Here is a 22,357-nt window from a genome sequence, read left to right as displayed (position 1 = left end):
TTCACACCGCCGTGAGGAAAGACACGCCAACTGCACCGTAGAAACCCTCTGCTTTTCGCGGACCTTCACTGACTGCGCCGTAGTCGTCATCCAGTACACGACGCAGGCGATAGCGGTGGAAGCTGCCAAGCAGGTCGCGCATCGGAATGACCTGGTTGTAGGCGCTGCCATACAGCTCGGCGTGCAGCGCGGGGAGGCGATACCAGGGCGCGACGGGTTTCTCGTGGTGGGCGTTGTGGTAGGGAAAGTTGAGCAGCAGCAGGTTGAGCGATGGCCAACGGGCGGACACCACGTTGCTGTAGGTATTGAGCTGTTCGTAGGCGCGGTCGCGTGGCTTGTCTTCGGGTACCTGGCCGTCTTCCAGCACGGCGAAGGCGTCGTAGGTGTGCTGGTAGGCGTCGGCAAAGCGCAGCACGGTGACCATCAGCAACCAGGCCACGGCATACAGCGCCAGGGCTTTGAGCGATACCCAACCGAGCAGGGCAAAGAGCAGAGCCCGGATCAGCATGACGCGGGCGACTTTGCCGCGGCGGGCACGGTGCTTCTCGTTGGTGGTCACGAAGGGCAGCACAATCACGTAGAGGTGCATGATCAGCTCGACCGCCGGCACGTAGGCCCACTCCAGCGCGATGACCAGCTTCTGGAACCACACGGGGCGTGCCTTGAGAAAGGCCTTGCTGTCGAAGGTGATCACATCGGCACGGTCGACGTGGTGGCGCATGTGCTTTTTGCGCAGGTCCTGGAAATCGGCGTAGCAGCTGCCGGCCAGCCAGCTGCAGGCGTTGCCGGCACACTGGTTGTGCTTGGGCACGCTGAAAATGGTGCCGTGGGCAAACTCGTGGATCAGGTAGGCAGCGATGATCATCGCGTGAGCGAGCAACAGCGTGCCCAGGGCATTGAGCCAGCCATTGGCCGGGAACAGCAGTGCCAGGCCGGCGAGGTAGCCGAGCAGGGTGTAGGTCATGGCCAGGCTGTTCGGCACGCGGCCATCGGCATATCGGTAGAGCGGTTTGCGCGTTTGCATATCGGTCTCCTACCGGGCGAGCGGTGGCTCGCCCGGCATGCACTACTTGGCGAGCGTCTCGATGAACTGGGCGTCGTAGGTGTTGCTGAAGTCCGGCATGGCCGGGATCTGTCCGTTGTCGACCAGCAGCTTGGCGATGATCGCGCCGCTGCCATGGAAAGAATGGGTGTCGTCACCGGGGGCGAAGCTCTTGCCCATTTCAGCGAGCGGAATGTTGTAGGCGCCGGACATCTGCTCGGTGGCTTCCTCGGCGCTTACGCCCAGCACTTCACCGATGATTTCTGCTGACTCTTCAGGGTGCGCCTGCATATAGGCGAGGCCGTCGAGGTAGCCCTGGATCATCGCCTTGATGGCTTCCGGCTTCTTGGCGATTACCGCCTCGTCGAACACCAGCACGTCTGTGATCAGGCCGGGCGCATCCTTGGAGGAATACACCACCTTGAACTTATCGCCGCTGCCCATGGAGAGGATCTGCGAAACGTTGGGTTCGTAGGTCACGCCGACCGGCAGATTGCCAGAGGCCATGGCGCCGGGAATGCCTTCGGGCGTCATGTTGACTGGATCGATGTCCTTCTCGGTCATTCCGTTCTGCTGCAGCGCATAGGCGAGCAGAAAGTCAGAAGGTGACAGCGGGTTGTAACCCACCTTCTTGCCTTTGAAATCGGCCACAGAGTTGATCGAAGCGTCGGCGACGATAGCGTCACCACCGTTGGAAAAGTCGATGGGCATCACCACGCGGTGCTTGAGGCCCTTGGCGACCGAGGCCACCACTTGGTCATAGGTGAGCATGCCGCCGTCCAGAGCGCGGCTGAGCATGGCGGTGGGGATCAGCGCCGGGTCGTTGAAGAACTGCAGTTCGACATCCAGGCCGTGGGGCTTGAACAGGTCTTTCTTGTCGGCGACGTAGAAGGGGCCATAACCGGCCCATACCACAGTGCCGATTTTCATCGTTTCCGCTGCTTGGGCCGCCAGCGGAGCAAATATCGTCGCGGCCGCCAGCGTGGCGCCAAGCAAGGTGTGGTGCAGCGAACGCAGCAGTGGTCCAGTCATGATGAAACTCCTACACAGTGGAAGAACCGGCACGGGATGACATCGCGTCCTCCCGGGCTTTTATCCCGCCGTGTAGTCCCAATCCGTGGGACCGGAGAACTCTCGGACCAGCGCTCATCTGCATGAGCCGGAACCCTAGTTCGCCTGTTGTGTTGCTCCTGTGTGCCGAGCGTCATGAGCGTGGTGGCGACTCATCCCGTTCTATCTGGGATGAGCAGGTTGCGTGCCATCTTTATCTGGTGGATTTTTGCTGAACGGATTCAATGAGTTGGCCGGCATATCTCGACCGATCGTCACGCTATGGCCGTAACCGGGCTGCGCTCAAATGGTGAGTTGTGCGCTGCAATGGTGCCCCGTTGGTCGTGACAGGGGAGGAGCACGACGGACGTCATCAGGGGGAGGACGAGGCATCAACCGGGAGAGAGGGATGCCTCGTGGTGTTCTGCAGTGGGTGTGCGGGGCTCAAGCAATTGCTGGCATAACGTCCTGCGTCATGCCAGCAATTTAATACTTGCGGTCGGCGCTACGCCGGCACCGGCACATCCTCAGGCAGCAGTTGCTTGTCCTTCAGTGCCCGCCAGAACGCGGCCGGTATCTCGGCTTCGAACTGCTGCACATACTGCGCCGGACGCTTCGGGTTGCTGGTGCCGGGGATGGCTGACAGCACCGCTGGATGAGCCAGGCAGAATTGCAGCGCTGCGGCACGGATATCGACGCCGAACTCGCCGCACACGGCCTCGATCGCCTGGGTCTTCTTGCGGATCGCCTCGGGTGCGTCGGCATAGTCGTAGTGCTCGCCGCCGGCCAGCACACCGGAGTTGAAGGGGCCACCGACGACGATCCCAACGCCACGCTCCACGCACTGTGGGAATAAGGTGTCCAGCGCTTCGCGGTGATCCAGAAGCGAGTAGCGTCCGGCTAGCAGGAATACGTCAGGGTCGGACTGCTCGAGCGCCAGACGGCAGGGCTCGACCAGGTTCACGCCCAGGCCCCAGCCACGAATCAGGCCTTCGTCGCGCATTTGCGTCAGGGCTTTCGCCGCGCCCTGCATGGCCTGCTGGAAGTACTCGGTCCACTGCGGCCCCCATTGGTCTTCAGACACGTCGTGAATGAAGGCGACATCGATTCGATCGACGCCCATGCGCTCAAGACTGTCTTCAATGGAGCGGCGGGCGCCATCGGCGGAGTAGTCCACGACGCGCTTGTTGGGCAGCTCATCAACGAAAGGCTTGGCGTTTTCCGGTGCCGCCGCGGGCTGCAGCAGGCGGCCCACCTTGGTGCTCAGCACAAATTCGTCGCGCGGCTTGTGGCTCAGCAGGCGGCCGAAGCGCTGTTCGGCAAGACCCGCGCCGTAATGCGGCGAGGTGTCGTAATAGCGGATGCCCGCTTCCCAGGCGGCCTTGAGCGTCGCGTCGGCGGTGGCTTCGTCGAGTGGCTGGAACATGTTGCCCAGCGGTGCGCCGCCAAAGCCGAGAGGTGGAAGGGTGATGCGCATGGAGCCTCCTCTGATGCAGATTGAGCCGAATGTTCGGCGTCGCTTTGCATCGGAGGACGTCCAGTAAGGGATGTTCCGGCGGGGACGAAAAGGAGTGGCGATATCAATCCCGCCCAACACCGAGCCACGTCGCAGCCAGGCCGAGCGGCAGCAGATGCGAGTGGCGGTGTTCGTAGGGCCGGATCATCCGGCCCGGATGGCTGTTAGCGCCGACTCTTCATATAGGCCCGCCAGCCACCGAATTCGGTGATGTCGACAGCACCGTCCAAGCCATAGGGCTCGCAGATGAAGCCGGTTTCCCAGCGGCCATCGGCCAGCTGCACCTTGCCCAGCCCCAACGGCGCGGGGATGCCGGTGAGAAAAGAGCCCAGTTCGCTGCTGGGAATTTCCCAGACTTCCACTTCGATGGCGGCTCCGTCATCGGTAACACGGACCATGCCGGGGCGGAACGGTGGGCCGCCGGCCAGCGCGTAGAGCTTGTAGTCCGCTGAGCTGTGGGTGGCTTCCAGCCGCCGACCATTGCGCTGCTTGAGCTGCCAGTTCAGCGGCAGGCCGTCCAGATGCGCACCGCAAACCACCAGGCGGGCCCGGTCATTGCGCGCCGGATGTGTCGGCGCGGCTTTGGTGATGGACTGACCGCCGACCAGTGGGATTACGGTGCCACGCTGCAGTGCGTCGGCCAGGCTCAGCAGGTACTGGTCGGTGAACACGCGACCGAACAGGGTAACGCCCCACGGCAGGCCGTTCTGCATTGTGCCGGCGGGCACCGCAACGGCGGCATAGTCGAGCATATTCATGAAGTTGGTGTAATAGCCCAGATCCGAGTTGCGCTTGACCGGTTCGGCGTGCAGCTCGTCCAGGGTGACCGGTCGCGGGTAGGCAGGCGTGAGGATGCAGTCGACCTCCGCCATGATCCGGTCGCAGATTGTCTTGAGCTGCTGCAGCCGATACTGCGCGCGGAACAGCTGAACCGCGGTGGTGCCGGGCGCCTTTTCCAGCACGGCCTTGATTACCGGCAGCACGGCGTCCGGCTGTAGTTCGATCAGCTCGCCGGCGACGCTGTAACGTTCTGCGACCCAGGGCCCCTCATACAGCAAGCGCGCTGCTTCAAGGAACGGAGCGAAATCGATCTCGACTGGCTCGCCACCAAGGGCCTGTAGGTGCTCGATGGTGGCGGCGAACAGCGCCGGGCTTTCCGGACAACCGAGAAACTCCAGCCCGCTTGGCACGCCGAAGCGGAAGGTAGCGATCTTGCCGAAGGCCAAACCGTCGTTCCATGCCGGGTTGGCGCGGCTGTATTCGTCACGCGGATCCAGCCTGGCGGTCAGGGCGAGAAGCTGGCTGGCTTCGGCTGCGGTCGCGGTGAAAAAGGTGACGCAGTCCAGCGTACGGCACGCCGGCACGACGCCTGCGGTGGAGATCAGTCCCTTGCTGGCCTTGAGGCCGACCAGGTTGTTCAGCGCCGCCGGCACCCGACCGGAGCCGGCGGTATCGGTGCCCAGTGCAAAACTGCAGATGCCCAGCGCGACGGCCAGGGATGAGCCGGCACTGGAGCCGCCCGATGGGTAGGCAGGGTGCACGCTGTTACGGCATTCACCATAGGGCGAGCGAGTGCCGTTGAGGCCGGTGGCGAACTGGTCAAGGTTGGTCTTGCCCAGCGGGATCGCGCCAAGGGCAATCAGCTGCTCGACGACGGTGGCGCTGGTTTTGGGCGTGTAGACAAAGGCCGGGCAGGAGGCTGTGGTGGGGATGCCGGCCAGATCAATGTTGTCCTTGATGGCAAAGGGGATGCCGTACAGCGGCAGATCTTCCGGGGATTTACTGTCCAGAGCGGCGAGGTAGGGCTCCAGTTCATCCTCTGTTAGCAGATGAATGAAGAGATTGAATTCGGCTTGCAGGGCGGTGGCTTGCTCGAGCACTGCAGCGATAAGGTTGCGCGGTGACAGCTGTGCGCCGGAGTAAGCCGTGCGCAGTGTGTCGAGGCGTAGATCGAAGTCGATGGTCACGTTGTATTCCTCGTAAGGTGGAAAACGGCAAAGCCTTTCCCACCGCAATGTTCGTTGCCGACCCGTTGGGCCGGTTGGTGGATCGGTGAAGCGTGATCCACCCTACGGTTATCTGTGCGTTGGTCCTGGGGCGTCACGCCTCCTCAATCACTACCACGCGCTGTCCGGCGCGCACTGGCGAGCCGGGTTGCACACGGACTTCCTTGATCACGCCGGAAACAGGGGCGGTGAGCGGGATTTCCATCTTCATGCTTTCCAGGATCACCAGCACGTCGCCGGCTTCCACCCGTGCGCCCTCGGCCACCGAGACCTGCCAGAGGTTGCCGGCAATGTGGCTTTCGATACCGTGCTCGCCGGCGCCGAGCGGGGCGTCTTCACCGAGTTCAGCGGCGACTTCCTCGCTCTCGAAGTGCGCCTGGCCTGAGGCGATCCAGCGTTGGCGTTCGGCGTCGAACGCGGCGCGCTGCTGGCTGCGAAAGGCGTCAATGCCTTCGGCTTCCTTCGCCAGAAAGTCCTGATAGTCGGACAGGCGCAGCTCACTCTCTTCGATCTTCAGCGGGTAGCGGCCCAGGGGAAAATCGCGGCGGATCTTCAAGAGCTCTTCGGCAGAGACCGGGTAGAAGCGAATCTGGTCGAAGAAGCGCAGCAGCCATGGCTTGCCGCCGAAGGCTTCCACCGCGCGGTAGCGGTTCCACATCTGCAGGGTGCGGCCGACGAACTGGTAGCCACCCGGACCTTCCATGCCGTAGACGCACATATAAGCGCCACCGATGCCCACGGAGTTTTCCGCGGTCCAGGTGCGTGCCGGGTTGTACTTGGTGGTCACCAGCCGATGCCTTGGATCGAGCGGGGTCGCGACCGGGGCGCCGAGATAGACATCACCGAGGCCCATCACCAGATAGCTGGCCTCGAACACCGTGCGATACACTTCGTCGAGGTTTGGCAAATCGTTGATGCGGCGGATGAATTCCAGGTTGCTAGGGCACCACGGGGCATCCTTGCGTACGGTGGTCATGTATTTTTCGATGGCCAACTGGCAGGCCGGGTCGTCCCAGGACAAGGGCAGGTAGACGGTTCGCGAAGGGACTTTCAGGTCGCGGGCGGCGCACACCGCGTCCCATTCGCCCTCGACGATGTCGAGCAACGTCCGCAACGGCAGGGTTTCTGGCTGGTAGTGGACCTGGAGGGAGCGAATCCCGGGGGTGAGGTCGATTACGCCGTCGAGGTTCTTCGCCTCCAGAGCCTGCATCAGCGCATGGCCACGAAAGCGCAGAACAAGATCCAGCTCAGGCGCGCCGATTTCCAGCAACAGGTGGGTGTCGCCGGAGAGGCGGGCGACCAGCCGTGTATCGTCCTCACCTAGATCGAGGATGATGGGCGAGGTGAGCGCTTGCGCACTTGTAGGAGCGACGGTGCCGCTCTGACTGCCACGAAGCGCACATTCGTCGCTCAGCGCCTTCGCCAGCTGCCGCGCGGTGGTCACCTCCACTGGTACGAAACGCACCTTGTCGCCAGCCTTGAGCTGACCCATCTGCCAGAGGTCGGCCTCGATGATGGTCACCGGGCAGACGAAGCCGCCGAGGCTCGGGCCGTCCGGACCGAGGATTACCGGCATGTCGCCAGTGAAGTCCACCGCGCCGATGGCGTAGGGGTTGTCGTGGATGTTCGACGGGTGCAGGCCGGCCTCGCCACCACTGTCGCGTACCCACTCGGGTTTCGGGCCGATCAAGCGCACGCCGGTCCGGCTTGAGTTGAAGTGCACTTCCCAGTTGGTGGTGAAGAATTTGTCGATATAGCCTTCGGTGAAATACTCCGGTGCACCATGCGGGCCGTAGATCACGCGGATCTCGCGCACTGCGGGCAAGGCTGAGCACAATTCCAGCGGCAGGCTTGCGCCAACGCTGTCGTCAGCCAGCTCGGGAAGGTGCAGCACGTCACCGGCCCGCAAGGCCCGTCCGGCATGGCCGCCGAATTGGCCGAGGGTGAAGGTGCTCTTGCTGCCCAGATAATCGGGCACCTGCAGTCCGCCGCGCACGCTTAGGTAGCTGCGAGCACCGGCTCCGGCGATGGTGCCAAGGGAAAGCGTGCTGCCAGCCTTGACCATAATCGCGGTGCACATCGATTGCTCGACGTCGTCGAGTGTCACTGGAATGTCAGCGCCGGTTACCACAGCCACCGCATCGGTATTGAAGCGCAGGATCGGCCCGCTCATGGTGACTTCCAGGCCCGCGGCATCGGGCGGATTGCCCAGCAGCGCATTGCCCAGGCGCAGCGCACGGCTGTCCATCGGACCGGACGGTGGCACGCCGACAGCCCAGTAGCCGAGCCGTCCAGGGAAGTCCTGCACGGTGGTCTGAGTGCCGGCTGCGAGCACCTCGAAGGAGGCAGCTTGGTAAGTCAGCCCTTCCAGGCAGCGGGTCCAGGGATTGCCTTCGGCAAAGGGCGCATAGGCGAGGATCTGACGCAGGTAGTCGCGGTTGGTCTCGACGCCATAGAGCAGGGTGTCGGCCAGAGCCTGTTTGAGCGCAGTGTGGGCCGCTTCACGGGTCGGCGCATGGGTGATGAGCTTGGCGATCATCGGGTCGAAGTAGGGCGGAATCTCGCAGCCAGCCTCGACCCAGGTGTCGATGCGCAGGCACTTGCGATCCCCCTTGGGGAAATCCACGGCGGTCAGCAGGCCCGGACTCGGTTGGAAGTCGCGGCCCGGGTCTTCGGCGTAGAGGCGTGCCTGGACGGCATGGCCGCTGGGCTTCAAGTCCTTCGCCAGTTCCGCCAACGGCGGCAGGTCGCCGGCGGCCAGTTCGATCATCCAGCGCACCAAGTCCACGCCCCAGACTTGTTCGGTCACGCCATGTTCGACCTGCAGGCGGGTGTTCACTTCGAGAAAGTAGAAGCGCTCGGCCTCGGCGTCATAGACAAACTCGACGGTTCCAGCGCTGCGGTAGCTCACCGCCTTGGCCAGCTTGATGGCGGCTTCGCACAGAGCCTCGACCATACCGGTCGGCAGGTTCGGTGCCGGTGTTTCTTCCAGCACCTTCTGGTTGCGGCGTTGCACCGAGCAGTCGCGAACGCCCAGCGCGATCACCTCGCCCTGGCCATCACCAAATACCTGCACTTCCAGATGGCGGGCGCGCTGAATGTATTTTTCGATGAACACACCCGAATCGCTGAAGTTGTTCTGCCCCAGGCGTTTAACTGCGTCGAAGGCATCCGACAGCTCCTCGGCCGAGCGGCATACGCGCATGCCAATGCCGCCGCCGCCAGCCGTGCTCTTGAGCATGACCGGATAACCGACCTGTTGGCCGGCTTCCAGCGCGGCTTCGAGGCTCTCCAGCAGTTCGGTGCCTTCCAGCATCGGCACGCCGTGCTGCTTGGCCAGCGCTCGGGCGGTGTGCTTGAGCCCAAACACCCGAAGCTGCTCGGGCGTCGGCCCGACAAAGGCGATGCCGGCCGCCTCGCACGCCTCGGCAAAGGCGGCATTCTCGGAAAGAAAGCCGTAGCCGGGATGAATCGCCGTCGCACCGGCGGCCTGCGCGATACCGAGGATCTTGTCGATCACCAGATAGGTGTTCGATGCAGCGCCTTCACCGAGGCTATGGGCTTCATCAGCCTGCTGGATGTGCAAGCTGGCGGCATCCGCTTCTGAATAGACGGCCACGCCTTTTACGTCCAGGGCGCGCAGCGTGTGCAGAATGCGGCAGGCGATGGCGCCGCGGTTGGCGATCAGGAGTTTGTCGAACATCTTCATTCCCTCAGGGGGAGGCGGGCCGTCCCGCTTTCTTTCGTCGTCGCCCCCGGTCGTCCAGGGACTGAATCGTCTGTAGGGTGGTTTCAGCAAAGCGGCGGGCCGCTGTCTGGGGCTGTGCGAGTGGTTTTCGCAGGTGCTGAGCCGGACGCATCCGGGGCATGCGTCGCAGGCCGCTGACCGGCGCGCGCCTGCATAAGCGGCAGCACATAACGCTGCAGCAACGGCATCAGTCCCATACCAGTACCTCGGCCGGCGTGGGATTCCAGCCGTTGCACGGGTTGTTTAGCTGTGGGCAGTTGGAAATCAGCACGATCACGTCCTGCTGGGCTTTCAGCTCAACGTATTTGCCCGGGGCGGAGATACCGTCCTCGAAGGTCAGGCTGCCATCGGGCGTGACCGGAACGTTCATGAAGAAGTTGATGTTGGCGCCGACATCGCGTTTCTCCAGGCGACCGTCATGCAGGCTGGCGCGCAGGAAATTGTCGCGGCAGCTGTGCATGTAGCGCTTGTCCAGTGCGTAGCGCACCACGTTGCTCTCCTGTGCACAGGCGCCGCCGAGGGTGTCGTGGCGACCGCAGGTGTCGGCAACGATGGTTAGCAGCGGGTTGCCGAGGTTGGAGTAGAGCACCGTGCCGGTGGTGAGGTAGACCTTGTTCTGCTTGCGCAGGGTGCGCTGGGGGTCATAGCGCTCACGCGGGTTCGTGGCACTGAAGAACAGTGTATCGACCGCCTGATTGCCCTCAAGGTCGAGCAGGCGCAGGGTCTGGCCGGCCTTCACTTCGAACAGATAAGGCTCGCCGGCCGGGATCATATGGCGAAAAGTGGCGGCCTCGGGGTGCAAGTTGCTTTCGTGGATGGTCATGTTGGCGCCCCCTCAGATGTAGAGTCGTTCGGTGTTGTGGAAGCCGCGGGCGTTCTCCGGGCGCGAGGTTCGGCAAAGGACGCTGATACCGTCGCTGTCGACGCGGTGCCAGCTGAGCTGCACGGGTTTTGGCGCGTACTCGGGATTCGGGTCCATTGGGTGCTGCAAGCTGGTGAGCACTACCAGCGTGTCCATTGGCGCGTACAGCTCGAAATAGTTGCCAGCTTTGCTGTTGCCGGACTCGAAGCCGAAGCAGCCATTGGCGTCGACGGTGACCTTGCTGAACAGGTTGAGGGTCATCAGCAGATCCTGCAGGTTCAGGTTCCACTTGCCCATTTCCACCAGCAGGTTGTCCGTGCCGTTGCGGAAGAAACCGTTGCGCAGTTCCTGATAGCGACCCTGGCCGTATTTCTCGGCGACTTCGTCTGCGTTCAGTACGCCACCGAAACTGTCATGCCAGCCGCAGGTGTCAGCCGTGATGCAGGCCAGGACCCGGCCCATGTCCGAATACAGGCAGTGGCCGGCGGTGAGTTTGGCGGTGTGCTGACACTTCAGGGTGTCCGGCAGGTTGAGGCGCTCGCTTTTTTCGTACGCGTTGAACATCAGCAGGCTGACGTTGGCGCCGCCTTCGAGATCGGTCAGGCGCAGCAACTGACCGCGCTTGAGGATGAAAGAAGTGTGGCCGCCGCCAGGAACGAGTTCCTCGTACAGCGTGGGGCGAATGGCGAGTGAAGCACTCATGTCAGGCTCCTTGATTGTCGGTGTGCAGATGGCCCAGGTGCGTCGGCAGGTCGCCAGCAGAGGCGCGCGCAACGTGGCGATCGGTGTTCAGCGGGATGTCGTAAGTGACGCGTGCGCCATAGGCGCCGGGGGCGTGAGGATCAAGGCGGGTCTTGTCGAACACCAGAATGCGGGTGCCGAGGGTGAAACCCTCGGAGAGGTCATGGGTGACCATGAACACAGTCAGTCGGGTTTCACGCCAGAGTTCCAGCAGCAGCTCGTGCATGTCCTTGCGAATACCGGGATCAAGCGCGCCGAACGGCTCGTCCAGCAACAGCACGCGGGGCTTCATCACCAGTGCCTGGGCGATGGCCAAACGTTGCTGCATGCCGCCGGAGAGCTGCGCCGGGTACTTGTCCAGCGAGTGTCCAAGGCCCACCTTGCGCAGGATCACTTCGGCCTGCTCGCGTGCTTCGCGCTTGCTGCGGCCGAACAGCCTGCCCAGTAGCGGGGCCTTGGGCAGCTCCAGGCCAAGGGCGACGTTGTCCAGCACCGACAGATGCGGAAACACCGAATAACGCTGAAATACGACGCCGCGGCTGGCGTCCGGCTCTCCGGCGATGGAAGCGTCGTCGAGCAGGATTTCGCCCCGGCTGGGCCGTTCCTGGCCGAGCAACAGGCGTAGAAAAGTGGATTTTCCACAGCCGGAGGCGCCGACCAGGGTGCAGAACTCACCTTCATCGACGCTCAGATTCAGGCGTTCAAGCACCACCTGATCGCCATATTCCTGCCAGACGTTGTTGACTCGTATGAATGGTTTGGCAGGTTGTTCGCCTACCGTGCGGATGACATCGCTCATGCCTTGGCTCCTTCGTACCAGGGGAAGGCCAGCTGGGTGAGCTTGCGCAGACCGAAATCCATGCTCCAGGCGAGCAGGGTGATCCAGGCCACATACGGCAGGATCACGTCCATTGCCAGATAACGGCGAACCAGAAAAATGCGGTAACCCAGACCGTCAGTGGATGCGATGGCCTCGGCGGCGATCAGAAACAGCCAGGCCGAACCCAACACCAGGCGCAGCGCGATCAACAGGCGCGGCAGCAGTTGCGGCAGTACCACGCGCAGGATCAGCGTCCAGGTGTTGGCACCCAGCGTCTGTGCCTTTATCAGCAACTCCGGCGGCAACTCCCGAGCGCGCTGCTCCAGATCGCGCGCCAGAACCGGGGTTACGCCAATGACGATGAGCATGACTTTGGACAGCTCGCCGAGGCCGAAGACGATGAACAGAATCGGCAGGATTGCCAGCGGCGGAACCATCGACAGCACCGTCAGCAACGGCGACAGAGGTGCGCTGAACAGCGGCAGCGTTCCAGCCGCAACACCGAGGCACAAGCCGGCAACCGCTGCAATGCCGAGGCCGACACCCAGGCGTTTGAGACTGGACGCGGTGTCCTGCCAGAACAGGTAGTCGCCGCTGCGTTTGTCCGGGGTGAACGCGAGGCGTTCCACTGCACTGGACATCTGCGTGAAGCTGGGCAGGAGCTTGTCGTTGGGGTTGGTTTCAAGCCGTTGTGCAGAGCTGGTCAGGTAGGTGAACAGCAGGATGGCAAAGGGCAGAATTACCAGCAGCGTCCAGCCGGTGCGGCCGGGAACGCGATTGATTAGACGCATGGGGAGTACCCCCTTTTGATTGGGGGGTGTTGCCGCGGGCCGGTCGTCTTGTCGAATCCGAGCGGTGGCATATAAGGGCCTCCAGTGAGTGGGCATAGCAAAGGAGCTGCGTGTCGAACGCCGTCTCCCGGGCTTTTATCCCGCCGTGTAACCTCACTGGAGGTCGCCAACTCTCGGACCAGCCACTCGCAACGCGAGCCGGAACCCTAGTCGGCTATTTCTAAATTTTTCTCGTCCCTGAGCCGCAGCTTCCTGGCATAAGTGGTTTTGCAAATGCGGTGCCAAGCGCAGATTTGCCTGGTTTGGGCCATTGCCACGCTGGCGGGCAGCTCTGGCGCGCCTTGATGGTGCGATGCGCGCGTCGCGTGCTTCGTTTCGAAGCATCGATTTGGAATAGGCGGCAGCTCAGGTGGGGCCGGGCGAAGTCGGACTTCGCCAGTAGTAATGTGCGTCGTTCTGGCGTATCCCAAGTAATGCGCGCTTCACTGCGCTGTCAGGCACGCCGAGCCCGCTCTGGCATGGCGGTGATCTGCGTCGCCACGTTGTGGCCGCACCTGGACATAGCCGGTCCCAGATCATGTTTTCGTACGCGAAGCGAACGCTGAGCGTTTGATCGAGACCGGGTGCGCATAGGCGTAAGCCTTAACCGGCAGCCGGAACGTTTTGCCGAGCCGATCAGTGTCGCTTGATAGTGGTTTGGGTATTTGGAGTACAGGAGGGGTTGCGAATCTGCCGACTTATTCGGTTTCTACAGATGCGGAGTTCATAAGGCGCGGTCCTGGACCGGAGCGACGCGTTGGAATCAGGTGGGATAGAGCAGGGTGGGAGGGTCCGAGCAGGCGCTGCGTCCGCGAGGACGTCAGCGGCCCGGTTTCCTGGATGCAGTGACTTAGTTCACTGCGTCCTTCAGCGACTTGCCTGGCTTGAAGCCTGGCAGCTTTGCTGCGGAGATCTTGATCGTTGCACCTGTCTGCGGATTGCGGCCGTCACGGGCTGCGCGCTCTTTGACAGCAAAGGTGCCGAAGCCGACGAGCGTCACGCTGTCGCCGTTCTGCAGGGTGTTGGTCACGCTTTCGGTGAAGGCATCCAGCACACGAGTGGCAGTGCTCTTCGGTACATCGGCGGAGGCGGCGATCGCTTCAATCAACTCGGCTTTATTCACGGGTGTGGCTCCAGATTGGAATGGGTGGTCAGTATAAGCAGCGTCTTGCCCTGTCGCCTGCGGCAAATTTCCTCTTTTTCAAAAATATCCCGTGCGGGGCGACAAATCACTTGGTTGCCTGATCCAGACGCTTTTGTCTGGACATCGAAATTTTGGCTCCGGTTCATTGCCCTCCCGACCATTGGTAGCTTGCTGTCTGCTGGATGCGCCATAAGCGCCCCTCACGCAGCATGGAACACATGGTTCGAGATCTGAAGGCAGTAACCGTCTATTCACAGGCTGATTGGCTCGTCTTCAACTTCAATAATGGACGTCGATGCCGATCTCCAGAGGCTTGTCGCCTGGCACATCGAACCGGCTATCCTCGAACGCCGGCGGGCCCATCACCTTGGGGTTGTTGGACAAGCCATAGCCTTCGGTGGGAAACATGCCAAACCTGAGGTCCAATTCGCCGTTAGCGTTTTCGTCATGGTAGGCCATCACCGCGTACTCACCGGCTGGAACGCCTTCGAACATCACGGTGACGGTTCCGGCCTTGGCAGGCGACTCGCTGGAGGCAAAGGCCTGGTCCGCTTTACGAAATGTCTTCGGATCAGAGAACAAAGCCACGCGAACAGTGCCGCGATCGTGCTCGAGGTTGTTGAGTTTGACTGTCAACGGCTGGCCATCGGCGAAAGCCGCTTGACCTATCACCATTGTTACCAAGGTTAGCGCTACGCGCAGTGTCATAGGATTCGCTCCTGGTCGACGTGTCTATCGAATAAATCGAGGGCGGGCGCATCAGGCTGCCCAAAATGTCTGGCGATAGTGCCGTGCTTCTAACGGATCGGCCAGCCAAACGGCTGACCAGTCAGTCTCGCCTTGTATTGAATGACGCCGCCGTGGCTCCACGAACTCAGCAATGCGATGCTAGGCGCCAACGACCTATCTACCGAGCCCGCATGAACAAGACCCATCTTCAGACGCTGATAATCGACAAGCTGCAGGCCGATCTGGCTGTTGCAAAGGATGCACTGAAGGCCTCACACGAGGCGGCGACGCACGCCGAAAGCAAAGCGGAGAACAAGTACGACACCCGAGGATTGGAAGCCGCCTACCTGGCCGATGGGCAACGGAAGCGCGTTCACGAAATAGAGACAGCGATCTCAAGCTACCAAAACCTGCCCGTACGATCGCATCGCAATGAAGCCATCACCCTGGGCGCGCTGGTTTCGCTGGAGTCCGCTGACAGTTGCCGTTGGGTGTTCCTGGGACCGGATGCCGCTGGGCTGAGTGTGACGGTCGAAGGCGAAGAGGTGCTGGTGATCTCTCCGCGTTCGCCGCTGGGCAGAGCACTGCTGGGCTGCGAGGAAGGTGATGAAGCCGAGATCAAGGTCGAGGGACAGTCCCTTCGATACAGTCTGTTAAGCGTCAGTTGAGTCAGCATCCAGCGCGCACGGAGCGGAAGGGCTCCGAAGCGCTATAAATCTGTTTATTATCATTTGAATCAGTTAGATAGGCGTTTTAATTAATGTCGATTATCGGTTTTGTCTCGACTTACCTGCTGAGCATGCGAGCCGCAAAGATATCAGATAAACGATATCAAAAATGCTCTATAACCTACTGATTATAAACGTTAAAAATAATAATAACTCCCTGCCTTCCTTCTAGCTGAAGCTCTCTCTCTCAACCGTTCTGTCGAACCATTCAAACAAGTTGCACGGGTGGCGCAGCGGCGGTTCCCGCTAGCTAAATGCCACCCTTCAACTCGCTTAGAAACAATTTGACGCATTCCGTCTAGCTGACTATCGTGCCGCATGCAGATGATAAGCAATCTCATTAGTATTTGCGGAGGTGATGGTGAACGCACTGACTCGCGTCGTCTACGACGGGCCTCGGGAAGGTTACAAATTCCCCTCGTCGTATCGATTCTATTCGCCGGCTGGGGGTATCGAAGCCAGCGGTTGTTTCAAAGTGATAGACACGCCGGCGGAGGGTGCCGGGCCATGCTTGGAGCGGGATGTCCAGCGTGGATTCGCCGAAGCCCAGGCGGCCGGGCTGAGTAACCCGGTACTGGTCGGCGTGATCCCCTTCGATAAACAGCAACCTTCAAGCTTGTTCATTCCGCGACACATTAGCCATCTCCCTCCTACGGCACCGCCCACATCAATCTGCGGGTTTGGCTGTGGCAATGCCCGTCAGTGCATCGAGCAGCCCAACCAGGCCGGTTTTCAGCAGGCCGTTACCCGAGCGCTCGCAGCGCTTCGTAACGGGCGTCTCGACAAAGCGGTGCTGTCCCGTCTGTTGCAGCTTGAGTTCGACGAACCGCCCTGCGCGACAACGATCTTTCAGGGGTTGCGTCAGCAGAATCCCGAGGCGTACCACTTCTTCGCGGATCTGCCTGACGGTGGCGTACTGATCGGCGCCAGTCCCGAGCTGCTACTGCGCAAAACCGGCCAACGTCTGGAAACAAACCCCCTGGCAGGCTCGGCCCGCCGCCATGCCGAACCGGCGGAAGACGAATACTCGGCGCAGTGTCTTCTTGATTCTGCAAAAGACCAGCACGAACACCGCTTGGTGATCCGCGATATGGAGCGCCAGTTACGGCCTATATGCCGGGAACTGCATATTCCCGACGCACCATCCCTCATGAGCACTGCGAAACTATGGCACCTGTCCACGCGAATTGAAGGTGAGCTTGCCGAGCCCGTGTCAGCCCTCAAGCTTGCTTGCCAATTGCACCCGACCCCAGCGCTCTGTGGCTTTCCTACGGCAGCAGCCAAACAGCTGATCGCAGAACTCGAACCCTTTGATCGGGGAGTGTTCGGCGGCATCGTCGGCTGGTGCGATGCGGCAGGTAATGGTGAATGGGCTGTGGTGATTCGCTGTGGCGTCATCGATGAGCGAAAAGTTCGGCTGTTTGCCGGGGCTGGTCTGGTATCGGAATCCTGCCCTGAGTCTGAATGGCGCGAGACCGGCACCAAGCTTGGCACCATGCTCGCGGCGTTCGGTCTTGACCGGGAGGCTGTATGAGCCTGGTTCCGTTTACACGCTGGCCTGAGGAATTTGCTGAGCGATACCGCCAGGCCGGTTATTGGTGGGGCGAACCGCTGAGCCAGATGCTCGTTGAGCAGGCCAGCACCCAGCCGGACGCCGTTGCCGTAATCGACGGTAGCAAGGTTATGAGCTACGCCGATCTGGACCAAGCTTCGACGAACCTGGCGCAGCGGCTGGCGAACCGCGGTCTGGGGCAGGGCGACCGCGCCCTCGTTCAATTGGGCAATCAGGCCGAGCTGTACGTTGTGTTCTTCGCCCTGATCAAGGCTGGAATCGCGCCCGTTAACGCATTGTTCAGTCATAACCGTCTCGAGCTGGTGGCCTATGCCGCGCAAATCCGCCCGCGACTGCTGATTGCCAGCAGGGCTCATTCACTGTTCACAAGAGATGCGTTTGTCGAAGAGCTAACGGAGAGTATTCCTGACCTTGATACCGTCTTGCTGCACGACGACCCCCATCCAGAGCTATGTCTGCAGAGCTGGTTCGAACCGGCCAAGGAATTGCGGTCGTTCCGACCGACACCGGCCGGCGAGGTGGCGTTCTTTCAGCTATCCGGTGGCAGCACCGGCACGCCAAAACTGATTCCCCGCACCCATGACGATTATCTCTACAGCGTTCGGCGCAGCATCGAGATCTGTCAGTTCGACCGCGACACCCGTTATCTCTGTGCACTACCTGCTGCGCACAACTTTCCGCTGAGCTCACCCGGCGCGCTGGGCGTGTTCCTCGCTGGCGGCCGTGTTGTGCTGAGTCCGGATCCCGGTCCGGCGAGTTGCTTTCCCTTGATTGCTCAGCAGCAGGTCAACGTTACCGCGCTAGTGCCGTCGGCTTTGGCCATGTGGCTGCAGGCCGCACCGAGTAGCCACGGTGAGCTCGATTCGCTGCAGTTGATTCAGGTTGGCGGCGCCAAGCTGCCGGAGGCCCAGGCCAGGCGTGTCCCTCAGGTATTGGGATGCAGGCTGCAACAGGTCTTCGGCATGGCTGAAGGATTGGTCAACTACACCCGGTTGGATGATGGCGACGAGCATGTCTATCTGACCCAGGGCCAGCCAATGAGTCCAGCTGATGAGGTCAGGGTGGTCGACCGTCAGGGTAATCCCGTGGCCGTTGGCGAAGTCGGGGCACTGATGACGCGTGGGCCGTACACGATTCGCGGTTACTTCCAAAGTCCTGAGCACAACGCCGTCGCTTTCGATGCTGAAGGGTTCTATCGCTCCGGTGACCTCGTCCGTCAGCGGGATGACGGCTACATCGTCGTCGTCGGCCGGATCAAGGATCAGATCAACCGCGGTGGCGAAAAGATCGCCGCCGAAGAAGTGGAAAACCTACTGATGGCGCATCCCGCCGTAGCGCAGGCGGCGCTGGTTTCGGTGCCTGATGAGGCCATGGGCGAGAAGAGCTGCGCCTACATCGTCACCCGCGACGCAACGCTCAAGGGAGTCGTGCTGCGCAAGTTTCTGCGTGGGCTCGGCCTTGCTGAATACAAGCTTCCCGACCGATTCGAGGACATCGACGCGCTCCCGATGACCGCAGTCGGCAAGGTGGACAAGAACCGCCTACGCCGCCGCGTCGCTGAACAACTGACCGTTACCGAATAAGGATTCGTTTCATGGCAATTCCCACTCTGACGCCATACCGCCTGCCCAGCGAATGGAGCGCGAACAAAGTGCAGTGGCCGCTCGAACCGAATCGCGCGGTTCTGCTGGTTCACGACATGCAAGCGTACTTCTGTGATTTTTGGGGCCAGGACAGCGCCTTCATCGACCAACTGGTTTCCCGTCTGGCACAGGTTCGCCAGCGCTGCAAAGAATTGGGGATTCCAGTCGTCTACACCGCCCAGCCAGGCGAGCAAGCCGATGCGGACAGGGCGCTGCTAAACGATATGTGGGGGCCGGGCATTACCCAATATCCCGAGCGTCAGACGGTCGTCTCTGGCTTGGCTCCCGCGGAGGATGACACGGTCTTGGTGAAATGGCGCTACAGCGCCTTCCAGCGTTCACCGCTGGAACACATGATGAACGAGCTAGGCCGCGACCAGCTGATCATCGGTGGCATCTACGGCCATATCGGCTGCCTGATGACCGCATGTGATGCCTTCATGCGAGACATTCAACCCTTCGTGCTGGCGGACGGTATCGCTGATTTCGGGGCGGCCGAACACGAGATGGCCCTGAACTACGTGGCGACGCGATGCGGCAAGGTAGTGACTTGCCGCGAAGTGCTCGAACTGGGCTCGGTAAACCGGGCATTACCGAGCAGGGAAGGGCTAGAGGCCCGGTTGCTGTCGATGCTCGACGAGATGGATGAGCCCTTCGATCCGGACGAAAATTTGCTCGACTATGGTATGGATTCGATCCAGATCATGACGCTGCTAAGCGAATGGCGCGAGCAGGGCCTTGAACTGAGCTTCACCGATCTGGCCAAGACCCCGACGTTAAACGGCTGGTGGACCCTGATCAGCGAGCATGGAGGTGCCCGATGAGAGCGCTCGGGACTGCCCAGCAAGGGCTCTGGTTCGGCTACCTGCTCAACGAAGACCGCGCCATGTTCAATACCGCTGAATGCATAGCGTTCGCCGGCAAGATTCACGCAGTGACGCTGATTGCTGCAGTGCAACAGGCGGTGCGGGAGTGCGAGGCGCTATCCGGGCTATTTGTGGCGGATGAGGACGCGGCATTTTTCAAACCCTGCGAACTGCCAGTTGTTGTGCAACAGGTCCAGGTTCCGGTGACAGAGGATCCGGAAGAGTGGGTCCGTGATTGGGCCATGCGCGACATTCGCGTACCGATCGATCTCGAACGCGAACTGCCGTGCCGGTTCGTGTTGCTACAGGCAGGAGGTCGCGACTTTCTCTACAGCTGTGTGCATCACATTGCCCTGGATGGTTACGGCACCAACCTGCTTTACCAGCGGATCGCCGAGCTCTACGGCGCCGCACTGAACGGTGACCCAGCGCCCGTCAATGGGTTTGGCCGATATGAAGATGTGCTCAAGGAAGACGCCGAGCGGGACGCCCAGGGCCGTACCGCCGCTGCGCGCGGTTACTGGCTGGAAACGTTGTCACGCATGCCGGAGCCGGCCAGCTTCAGCGAACGCAGTGCGCCCATTTCGGCGGCGTTCATTCGTCATGGCGCCCCGTTCACAGAACCTTTATGGCGGGCTCTCAACCACGTTGCCGAAGCTCACGGCGTGGGCTGGCCGGACCTCCTTCTGGCAGGTATATCCGCTCATCTCAGGCAGGTGAGCGGGGCGCGCTCCCAGGTACTGGGGCTGATGGTGATGAATCGCATCGGCTCGGCATCATTCAATGTGCCGTGCATGCAGATGAACATCGCACCCTTGTGTCTGGATCTGCCGGACGACGCTGATCTCATCGTCAGTGCCAAGACCATCGGTAAGCTACGTCGGAGCAGCCGCAAACATCAGCATTACCGCTACGAATCGCTGCGTCGGGACCTCGGTCGTGTTGGTGGAGAGCAGCGCCTGTTTGGCCCTCTGATCAACATCATGCCGTTCGACCGTCCACTGGCTTACGGCAACTGCCCGGCGCGAACGCTGAACTTGAGCGCCGGGCCGGTGGAGGATCTGACGCTGGAAGTCCAGATCGGCGCCGACGGTATGCCGATACTCGACTACGACGCCAATCCGGCCTGCTACAGCCTCGACCAAGTGCGCGGCCTGCAGGAGGAACTGTTCGATCTGCTCGAATGCTGGCTGGCCGAGCCGCAGCAGCCACGAGCTGTGCTGCTCGAAGAGCTGTTTGCAGTTCGCCGAGCCTGGCAAGTTATTAAGGCTCCGGGCAGTGCCGCCCATGTGCAACCGAGCAACGTATTAGATGCCATACGCCTACAGGCACAGACCCAGCCCGAGGGCATCGCGCTGGTTCAGCATGAGCAGGCGCTGAGTTACGGCGAACTGCAAGCTCGGGCCGAGATGGTCGCTGCCGCGCTTGTCGATGAGGGGATTGAGCCTGGCCAGCGCGTCGGTGTAATGCTGAGCCGGTCGCCACAGGCAATCCTCGCCCAGTTGGGGGTCTTGCTCGCAGGTGCGGTGTATGTGCCGTTGGACCCGGAGCAGCCCGCCGATAGACAAAGGCTAATCTGCGAGACGGCAGGCCTGGCTCTGGTCATCACTGAGGCAGCTTATCGGCATCGTTTGGCGGACATACATTCAGGCCCGATCCAACTGATCGGATTGCTGACCTCGCCCAACCGGACATACAGCCCGCGCAGCACCGATGCGGGCTGTTATTTGATGTTTACCTCCGGTTCGACAGGTGCGCCGAAGGGGGTTGAAGTCAGCCATCGCGCATTGGCGCATTTCGTTCACGCGGCTCGGCAGCGCTACGGCATCGATTCAGCCGACCGTGTCCTGCAATTCGCACCGTTCAACTTCGATGCGAGCATCGAAGAAGTCTTCGTCAGCTTGTCGGCCGGGGCGACATTGGTGCTGCGTACCGACCCGATGTTGCAGTCGATGTCCTCGTTTGTAGAGGGGCTAGAGCAGCTGGCGATCAGCGTAGTCGACCTGCCCACGGCTTTTTGGAATGAGTGGGTCGTGGCGTTGCGCAGTGGTCAAGCGCAGATTCCAGCATCGCTCAAGACGGTGATCATAGGTGGCGAAGCGGTATACCCCGAGCAGCTTCAGGCTTGGCAACGCGTCGGGCGGCACGATGTTCGCCTGGTCAATACCTATGGCCCGACCGAGACCACGGTTGTAGCGACTAGCTGTGATCTGCAAAGCCTCGAACCCAATCGCGAACGGCTGCCTATCGGTCAACCATTGGCAGGTGTCGAGGCGCTGGTTCTGGAGCGAGGCAATCGCCCCGGATCGGAAGGTGAGCTGGTGTTGTTCGGTCCGCAGCTGGCCAATGGTTACCTCAACAGCGACTCGCCGGCGTTTGCCCATATTCGCATTGGCGACGAGACGGTGCGGGTCTACCGCACCGGTGATCGCGTGCGGCTGGTAGACGGGCAGCTGGTGTACCTAGGCCGACTGGACAACGAATTCAAGATCAGCGGCTATCGCATCCAGCCGGGGGAGGTCGAGGCCCGGATGCTGGCACTACAGGGTATAGACGAAGCGTGTGTGCTGGGCCTGGAACTCGATGCCGGGGTGCGTCGGTTGGTGGCGTTTTTCGCTGGCCCGCGGGACGACGTTCGAGCAATCAAGCGCGAGCTGAGTGCCGTACTGCCCGCAGCAATGGTGCCGACCGATTACCGTCATTTCGACGTCCTGCCCCGCACCGGTAGCAACAAGATCGACCGTAAGCGCCTTCAGCAGGCCTACGTGCAAGGCACGTCCGAACGCGTATTGAACGACGAGACGCAGCGGCGCGTCAGCGCTATCTGGCAGCAAATCCTCGGAGTGGGCGGCATTCAACCGGACGACAATTTCTTCGAGCTCGGAGGGCAGTCATTGCAGACCATCCAGATCGTCAATCGACTTGGTGCGGAGTTCGGCACTGCAGTGAAGGTCTCCGATGTCTTCGATCACCCGCAGCTGGCGGACTTCTGCAGCTTTTTGGACAGCCGGCTGCAGCAACGAGAAGAACTCGTGGAAATGGTCTGGTGAAAGGGGGCG

16 protein-coding genes and 2 riboswitches are annotated in these 22,357 nt (G+C 61.4%); of the genes, 5 read left to right on the top strand and 11 right to left on the bottom strand.

Going from position 1 to position 22,357, the window contains the following annotated elements:
• Position 1: 1 nt before the first annotated feature.
• The 11 genes from ALTERO38_RS07185 to ALTERO38_RS07135 form a co-directional block, all read right to left on the bottom strand.
• Positions 2 to 1,024 carry a fatty acid desaturase gene (locus ALTERO38_RS07185; protein ID WP_159967816.1) on the bottom strand — a complete coding sequence of 341 codons (1,023 nt, stop codon included), beginning with the start codon at positions 1,022 to 1,024 and terminating at the stop codon, positions 2 to 4.
• Positions 1,025 to 1,066: 42 nt separating this feature from the next.
• Entirely contained in the window at positions 1,067 to 2,074 is a 1,008-nt protein-coding gene (locus ALTERO38_RS07180; RefSeq protein WP_102835128.1) for an ABC transporter substrate-binding protein, read from the bottom strand.
• A gap of 47 nt (positions 2,075 to 2,121) precedes the next feature.
• Positions 2,122 to 2,224: riboswitch (guanidine-I (ykkC/yxkD leader) on the bottom strand.
• Between the two features lie 373 nt (positions 2,225 to 2,597).
• The gene (locus ALTERO38_RS07175) at positions 2,598 to 3,569 is read right to left on the bottom strand and encodes an aldo/keto reductase (RefSeq protein WP_159967815.1); all 972 of its coding nucleotides are present in this window, start codon (positions 3,567 to 3,569) and stop codon (positions 2,598 to 2,600) included.
• 203 nt (positions 3,570 to 3,772) lie between these two features.
• Positions 3,773 to 5,575 (bottom strand): allophanate hydrolase, encoded by a 1,803-nt coding sequence (gene atzF, locus ALTERO38_RS07170; RefSeq protein WP_159967814.1) that lies wholly within the window; start codon positions 5,573 to 5,575, stop codon positions 3,773 to 3,775.
• A 133-nt stretch (positions 5,576 to 5,708) separates the two neighbouring features.
• The gene (gene uca, locus ALTERO38_RS07165) at positions 5,709 to 9,317 is read right to left on the bottom strand and encodes an urea carboxylase (RefSeq protein ID WP_159967813.1); all 3,609 of its coding nucleotides are present in this window, start codon (positions 9,315 to 9,317) and stop codon (positions 5,709 to 5,711) included.
• Between the two features lie 232 nt (positions 9,318 to 9,549).
• A complete protein-coding gene (locus tag ALTERO38_RS07160) occupies positions 9,550 to 10,185 on the bottom strand; it encodes an urea amidolyase associated protein UAAP2 (RefSeq protein WP_159967812.1) in 636 nt (211 codons plus the stop codon).
• A 12-nt stretch (positions 10,186 to 10,197) separates the two neighbouring features.
• The gene (locus ALTERO38_RS07155; protein ID WP_159967811.1) at positions 10,198 to 10,926 is read right to left on the bottom strand and encodes an urea amidolyase associated protein UAAP1; all 729 of its coding nucleotides are present in this window, start codon (positions 10,924 to 10,926) and stop codon (positions 10,198 to 10,200) included.
• Between the two features lies 1 nt (position 10,927).
• The gene (locus tag ALTERO38_RS07150; RefSeq protein ID WP_159967810.1) at positions 10,928 to 11,764 is read right to left on the bottom strand and encodes an ABC transporter ATP-binding protein; all 837 of its coding nucleotides are present in this window, start codon (positions 11,762 to 11,764) and stop codon (positions 10,928 to 10,930) included.
• Entirely contained in the window at positions 11,761 to 12,576 is an 816-nt protein-coding gene (locus tag ALTERO38_RS07145; protein ID WP_159967809.1) for an ABC transporter permease, read from the bottom strand. The genes ALTERO38_RS07150 and ALTERO38_RS07145 overlap by 4 nt, the downstream gene beginning before the upstream one ends.
• Positions 12,577 to 12,698: 122 nt before the next feature.
• A riboswitch (guanidine-I (ykkC/yxkD leader) is annotated at positions 12,699 to 12,797 on the bottom strand.
• A gap of 668 nt (positions 12,798 to 13,465) precedes the next feature.
• A complete protein-coding gene (locus tag ALTERO38_RS07140) occupies positions 13,466 to 13,738 on the bottom strand; it encodes an HU family DNA-binding protein (protein ID WP_019339665.1) in 273 nt (90 codons plus the stop codon).
• Between the two features lie 300 nt (positions 13,739 to 14,038).
• Positions 14,039 to 14,467: a DUF2141 domain-containing protein gene (locus tag ALTERO38_RS07135; RefSeq protein ID WP_159967808.1), complete on the bottom strand. Its 429-nt coding sequence runs from the start codon at positions 14,465 to 14,467 to the stop codon at positions 14,039 to 14,041.
• A 212-nt stretch (positions 14,468 to 14,679) separates the two neighbouring features.
• Here ALTERO38_RS07135 and ALTERO38_RS07130 point away from each other — a divergent pair, with 212 nt between their 5' ends.
• The 5 genes from ALTERO38_RS07130 to ALTERO38_RS07110 all read left to right on the top strand — a co-directional run bounded on the left by ALTERO38_RS07130 (position 14,680) and on the right by ALTERO38_RS07110 (position 22,348).
• Positions 14,680 to 15,156, top strand: coding sequence for a GreA/GreB family elongation factor (locus ALTERO38_RS07130; RefSeq protein WP_159967807.1), 477 nt, complete (start codon positions 14,680 to 14,682; stop codon positions 15,154 to 15,156).
• A gap of 421 nt (positions 15,157 to 15,577) precedes the next feature.
• Positions 15,578 to 16,750 carry an isochorismate synthase MenF gene (locus ALTERO38_RS07125; protein ID WP_178114576.1) on the top strand — a complete coding sequence of 391 codons (1,173 nt, stop codon included), beginning with the start codon at positions 15,578 to 15,580 and terminating at the stop codon, positions 16,748 to 16,750.
• Positions 16,747 to 18,372 carry a (2,3-dihydroxybenzoyl)adenylate synthase gene (locus ALTERO38_RS07120; RefSeq protein WP_159967806.1) on the top strand — a complete coding sequence of 542 codons (1,626 nt, stop codon included), beginning with the start codon at positions 16,747 to 16,749 and terminating at the stop codon, positions 18,370 to 18,372. The genes ALTERO38_RS07125 and ALTERO38_RS07120 overlap by 4 nt, the downstream gene beginning before the upstream one ends.
• Before the next feature lie 11 nt (positions 18,373 to 18,383).
• Positions 18,384 to 19,256: an isochorismatase family protein gene (locus tag ALTERO38_RS07115; RefSeq protein ID WP_159967805.1), complete on the top strand. Its 873-nt coding sequence runs from the start codon at positions 18,384 to 18,386 to the stop codon at positions 19,254 to 19,256.
• Positions 19,253 to 22,348 carry a non-ribosomal peptide synthetase gene (locus ALTERO38_RS07110; RefSeq protein ID WP_159967804.1) on the top strand — a complete coding sequence of 1,032 codons (3,096 nt, stop codon included), beginning with the start codon at positions 19,253 to 19,255 and terminating at the stop codon, positions 22,346 to 22,348. Before ALTERO38_RS07115 ends, ALTERO38_RS07110 begins: the two co-directional genes overlap by 4 nt.
• Positions 22,349 to 22,357: the final 9 nt, after the last annotated feature.

Source organism: Pseudomonas sp. 9Ag (genome assembly GCF_902506445.1).
GTDB classification, from domain to species: Bacteria; Pseudomonadota; Gammaproteobacteria; order Pseudomonadales; family Pseudomonadaceae; genus Stutzerimonas; species Stutzerimonas stutzeri_AB.
The sequence above is the reverse complement of the archived record's forward strand: the minus strand, read 5'-3'. Positions and strand labels throughout refer to the sequence as shown.

Coding starts and splice junctions, on each gene's coding strand:
- ALTERO38_RS07185 (WP_159967816.1), bottom strand. CDS start 1,024: ATGCAAACGCGCAAACCGCTCTACCGATATGCCGATGGCCGCGTGCCG.
- ALTERO38_RS07180 (WP_102835128.1), bottom strand. CDS start 2,074: ATGACTGGACCACTGCTGCGTTCGCTGCACCACACCTTGCTTGGCGCC.
- ALTERO38_RS07175 (WP_159967815.1), bottom strand. CDS start 3,569: ATGCGCATCACCCTTCCACCTCTCGGCTTTGGCGGCGCACCGCTGGGC.
- uca (WP_159967813.1), bottom strand. CDS start 9,317: ATGTTCGACAAACTCCTGATCGCCAACCGCGGCGCCATCGCCTGCCGC.
- ALTERO38_RS07160 (WP_159967812.1), bottom strand. CDS start 10,185: ATGACCATCCACGAAAGCAACTTGCACCCCGAGGCCGCCACTTTTCGC.
- ALTERO38_RS07155 (WP_159967811.1), bottom strand. CDS start 10,926: ATGAGTGCTTCACTCGCCATTCGCCCCACGCTGTACGAGGAACTCGTT.
- ALTERO38_RS07150 (WP_159967810.1), bottom strand. CDS start 11,764: ATGAGCGATGTCATCCGCACGGTAGGCGAACAACCTGCCAAACCATTC.
- ALTERO38_RS07145 (WP_159967809.1), bottom strand. CDS start 12,576: ATGCGTCTAATCAATCGCGTTCCCGGCCGCACCGGCTGGACGCTGCTG.
- ALTERO38_RS07135 (WP_159967808.1), bottom strand. CDS start 14,467: ATGACACTGCGCGTAGCGCTAACCTTGGTAACAATGGTGATAGGTCAA.
- ALTERO38_RS07130 (WP_159967807.1), top strand. CDS start 14,680: ATGAACAAGACCCATCTTCAGACGCTGATAATCGACAAGCTGCAGGCC.
- ALTERO38_RS07120 (WP_159967806.1), top strand. CDS start 16,747: ATGAGCCTGGTTCCGTTTACACGCTGGCCTGAGGAATTTGCTGAGCGA.
- ALTERO38_RS07115 (WP_159967805.1), top strand. CDS start 18,384: ATGGCAATTCCCACTCTGACGCCATACCGCCTGCCCAGCGAATGGAGC.
- ALTERO38_RS07110 (WP_159967804.1), top strand. CDS start 19,253: ATGAGAGCGCTCGGGACTGCCCAGCAAGGGCTCTGGTTCGGCTACCTG.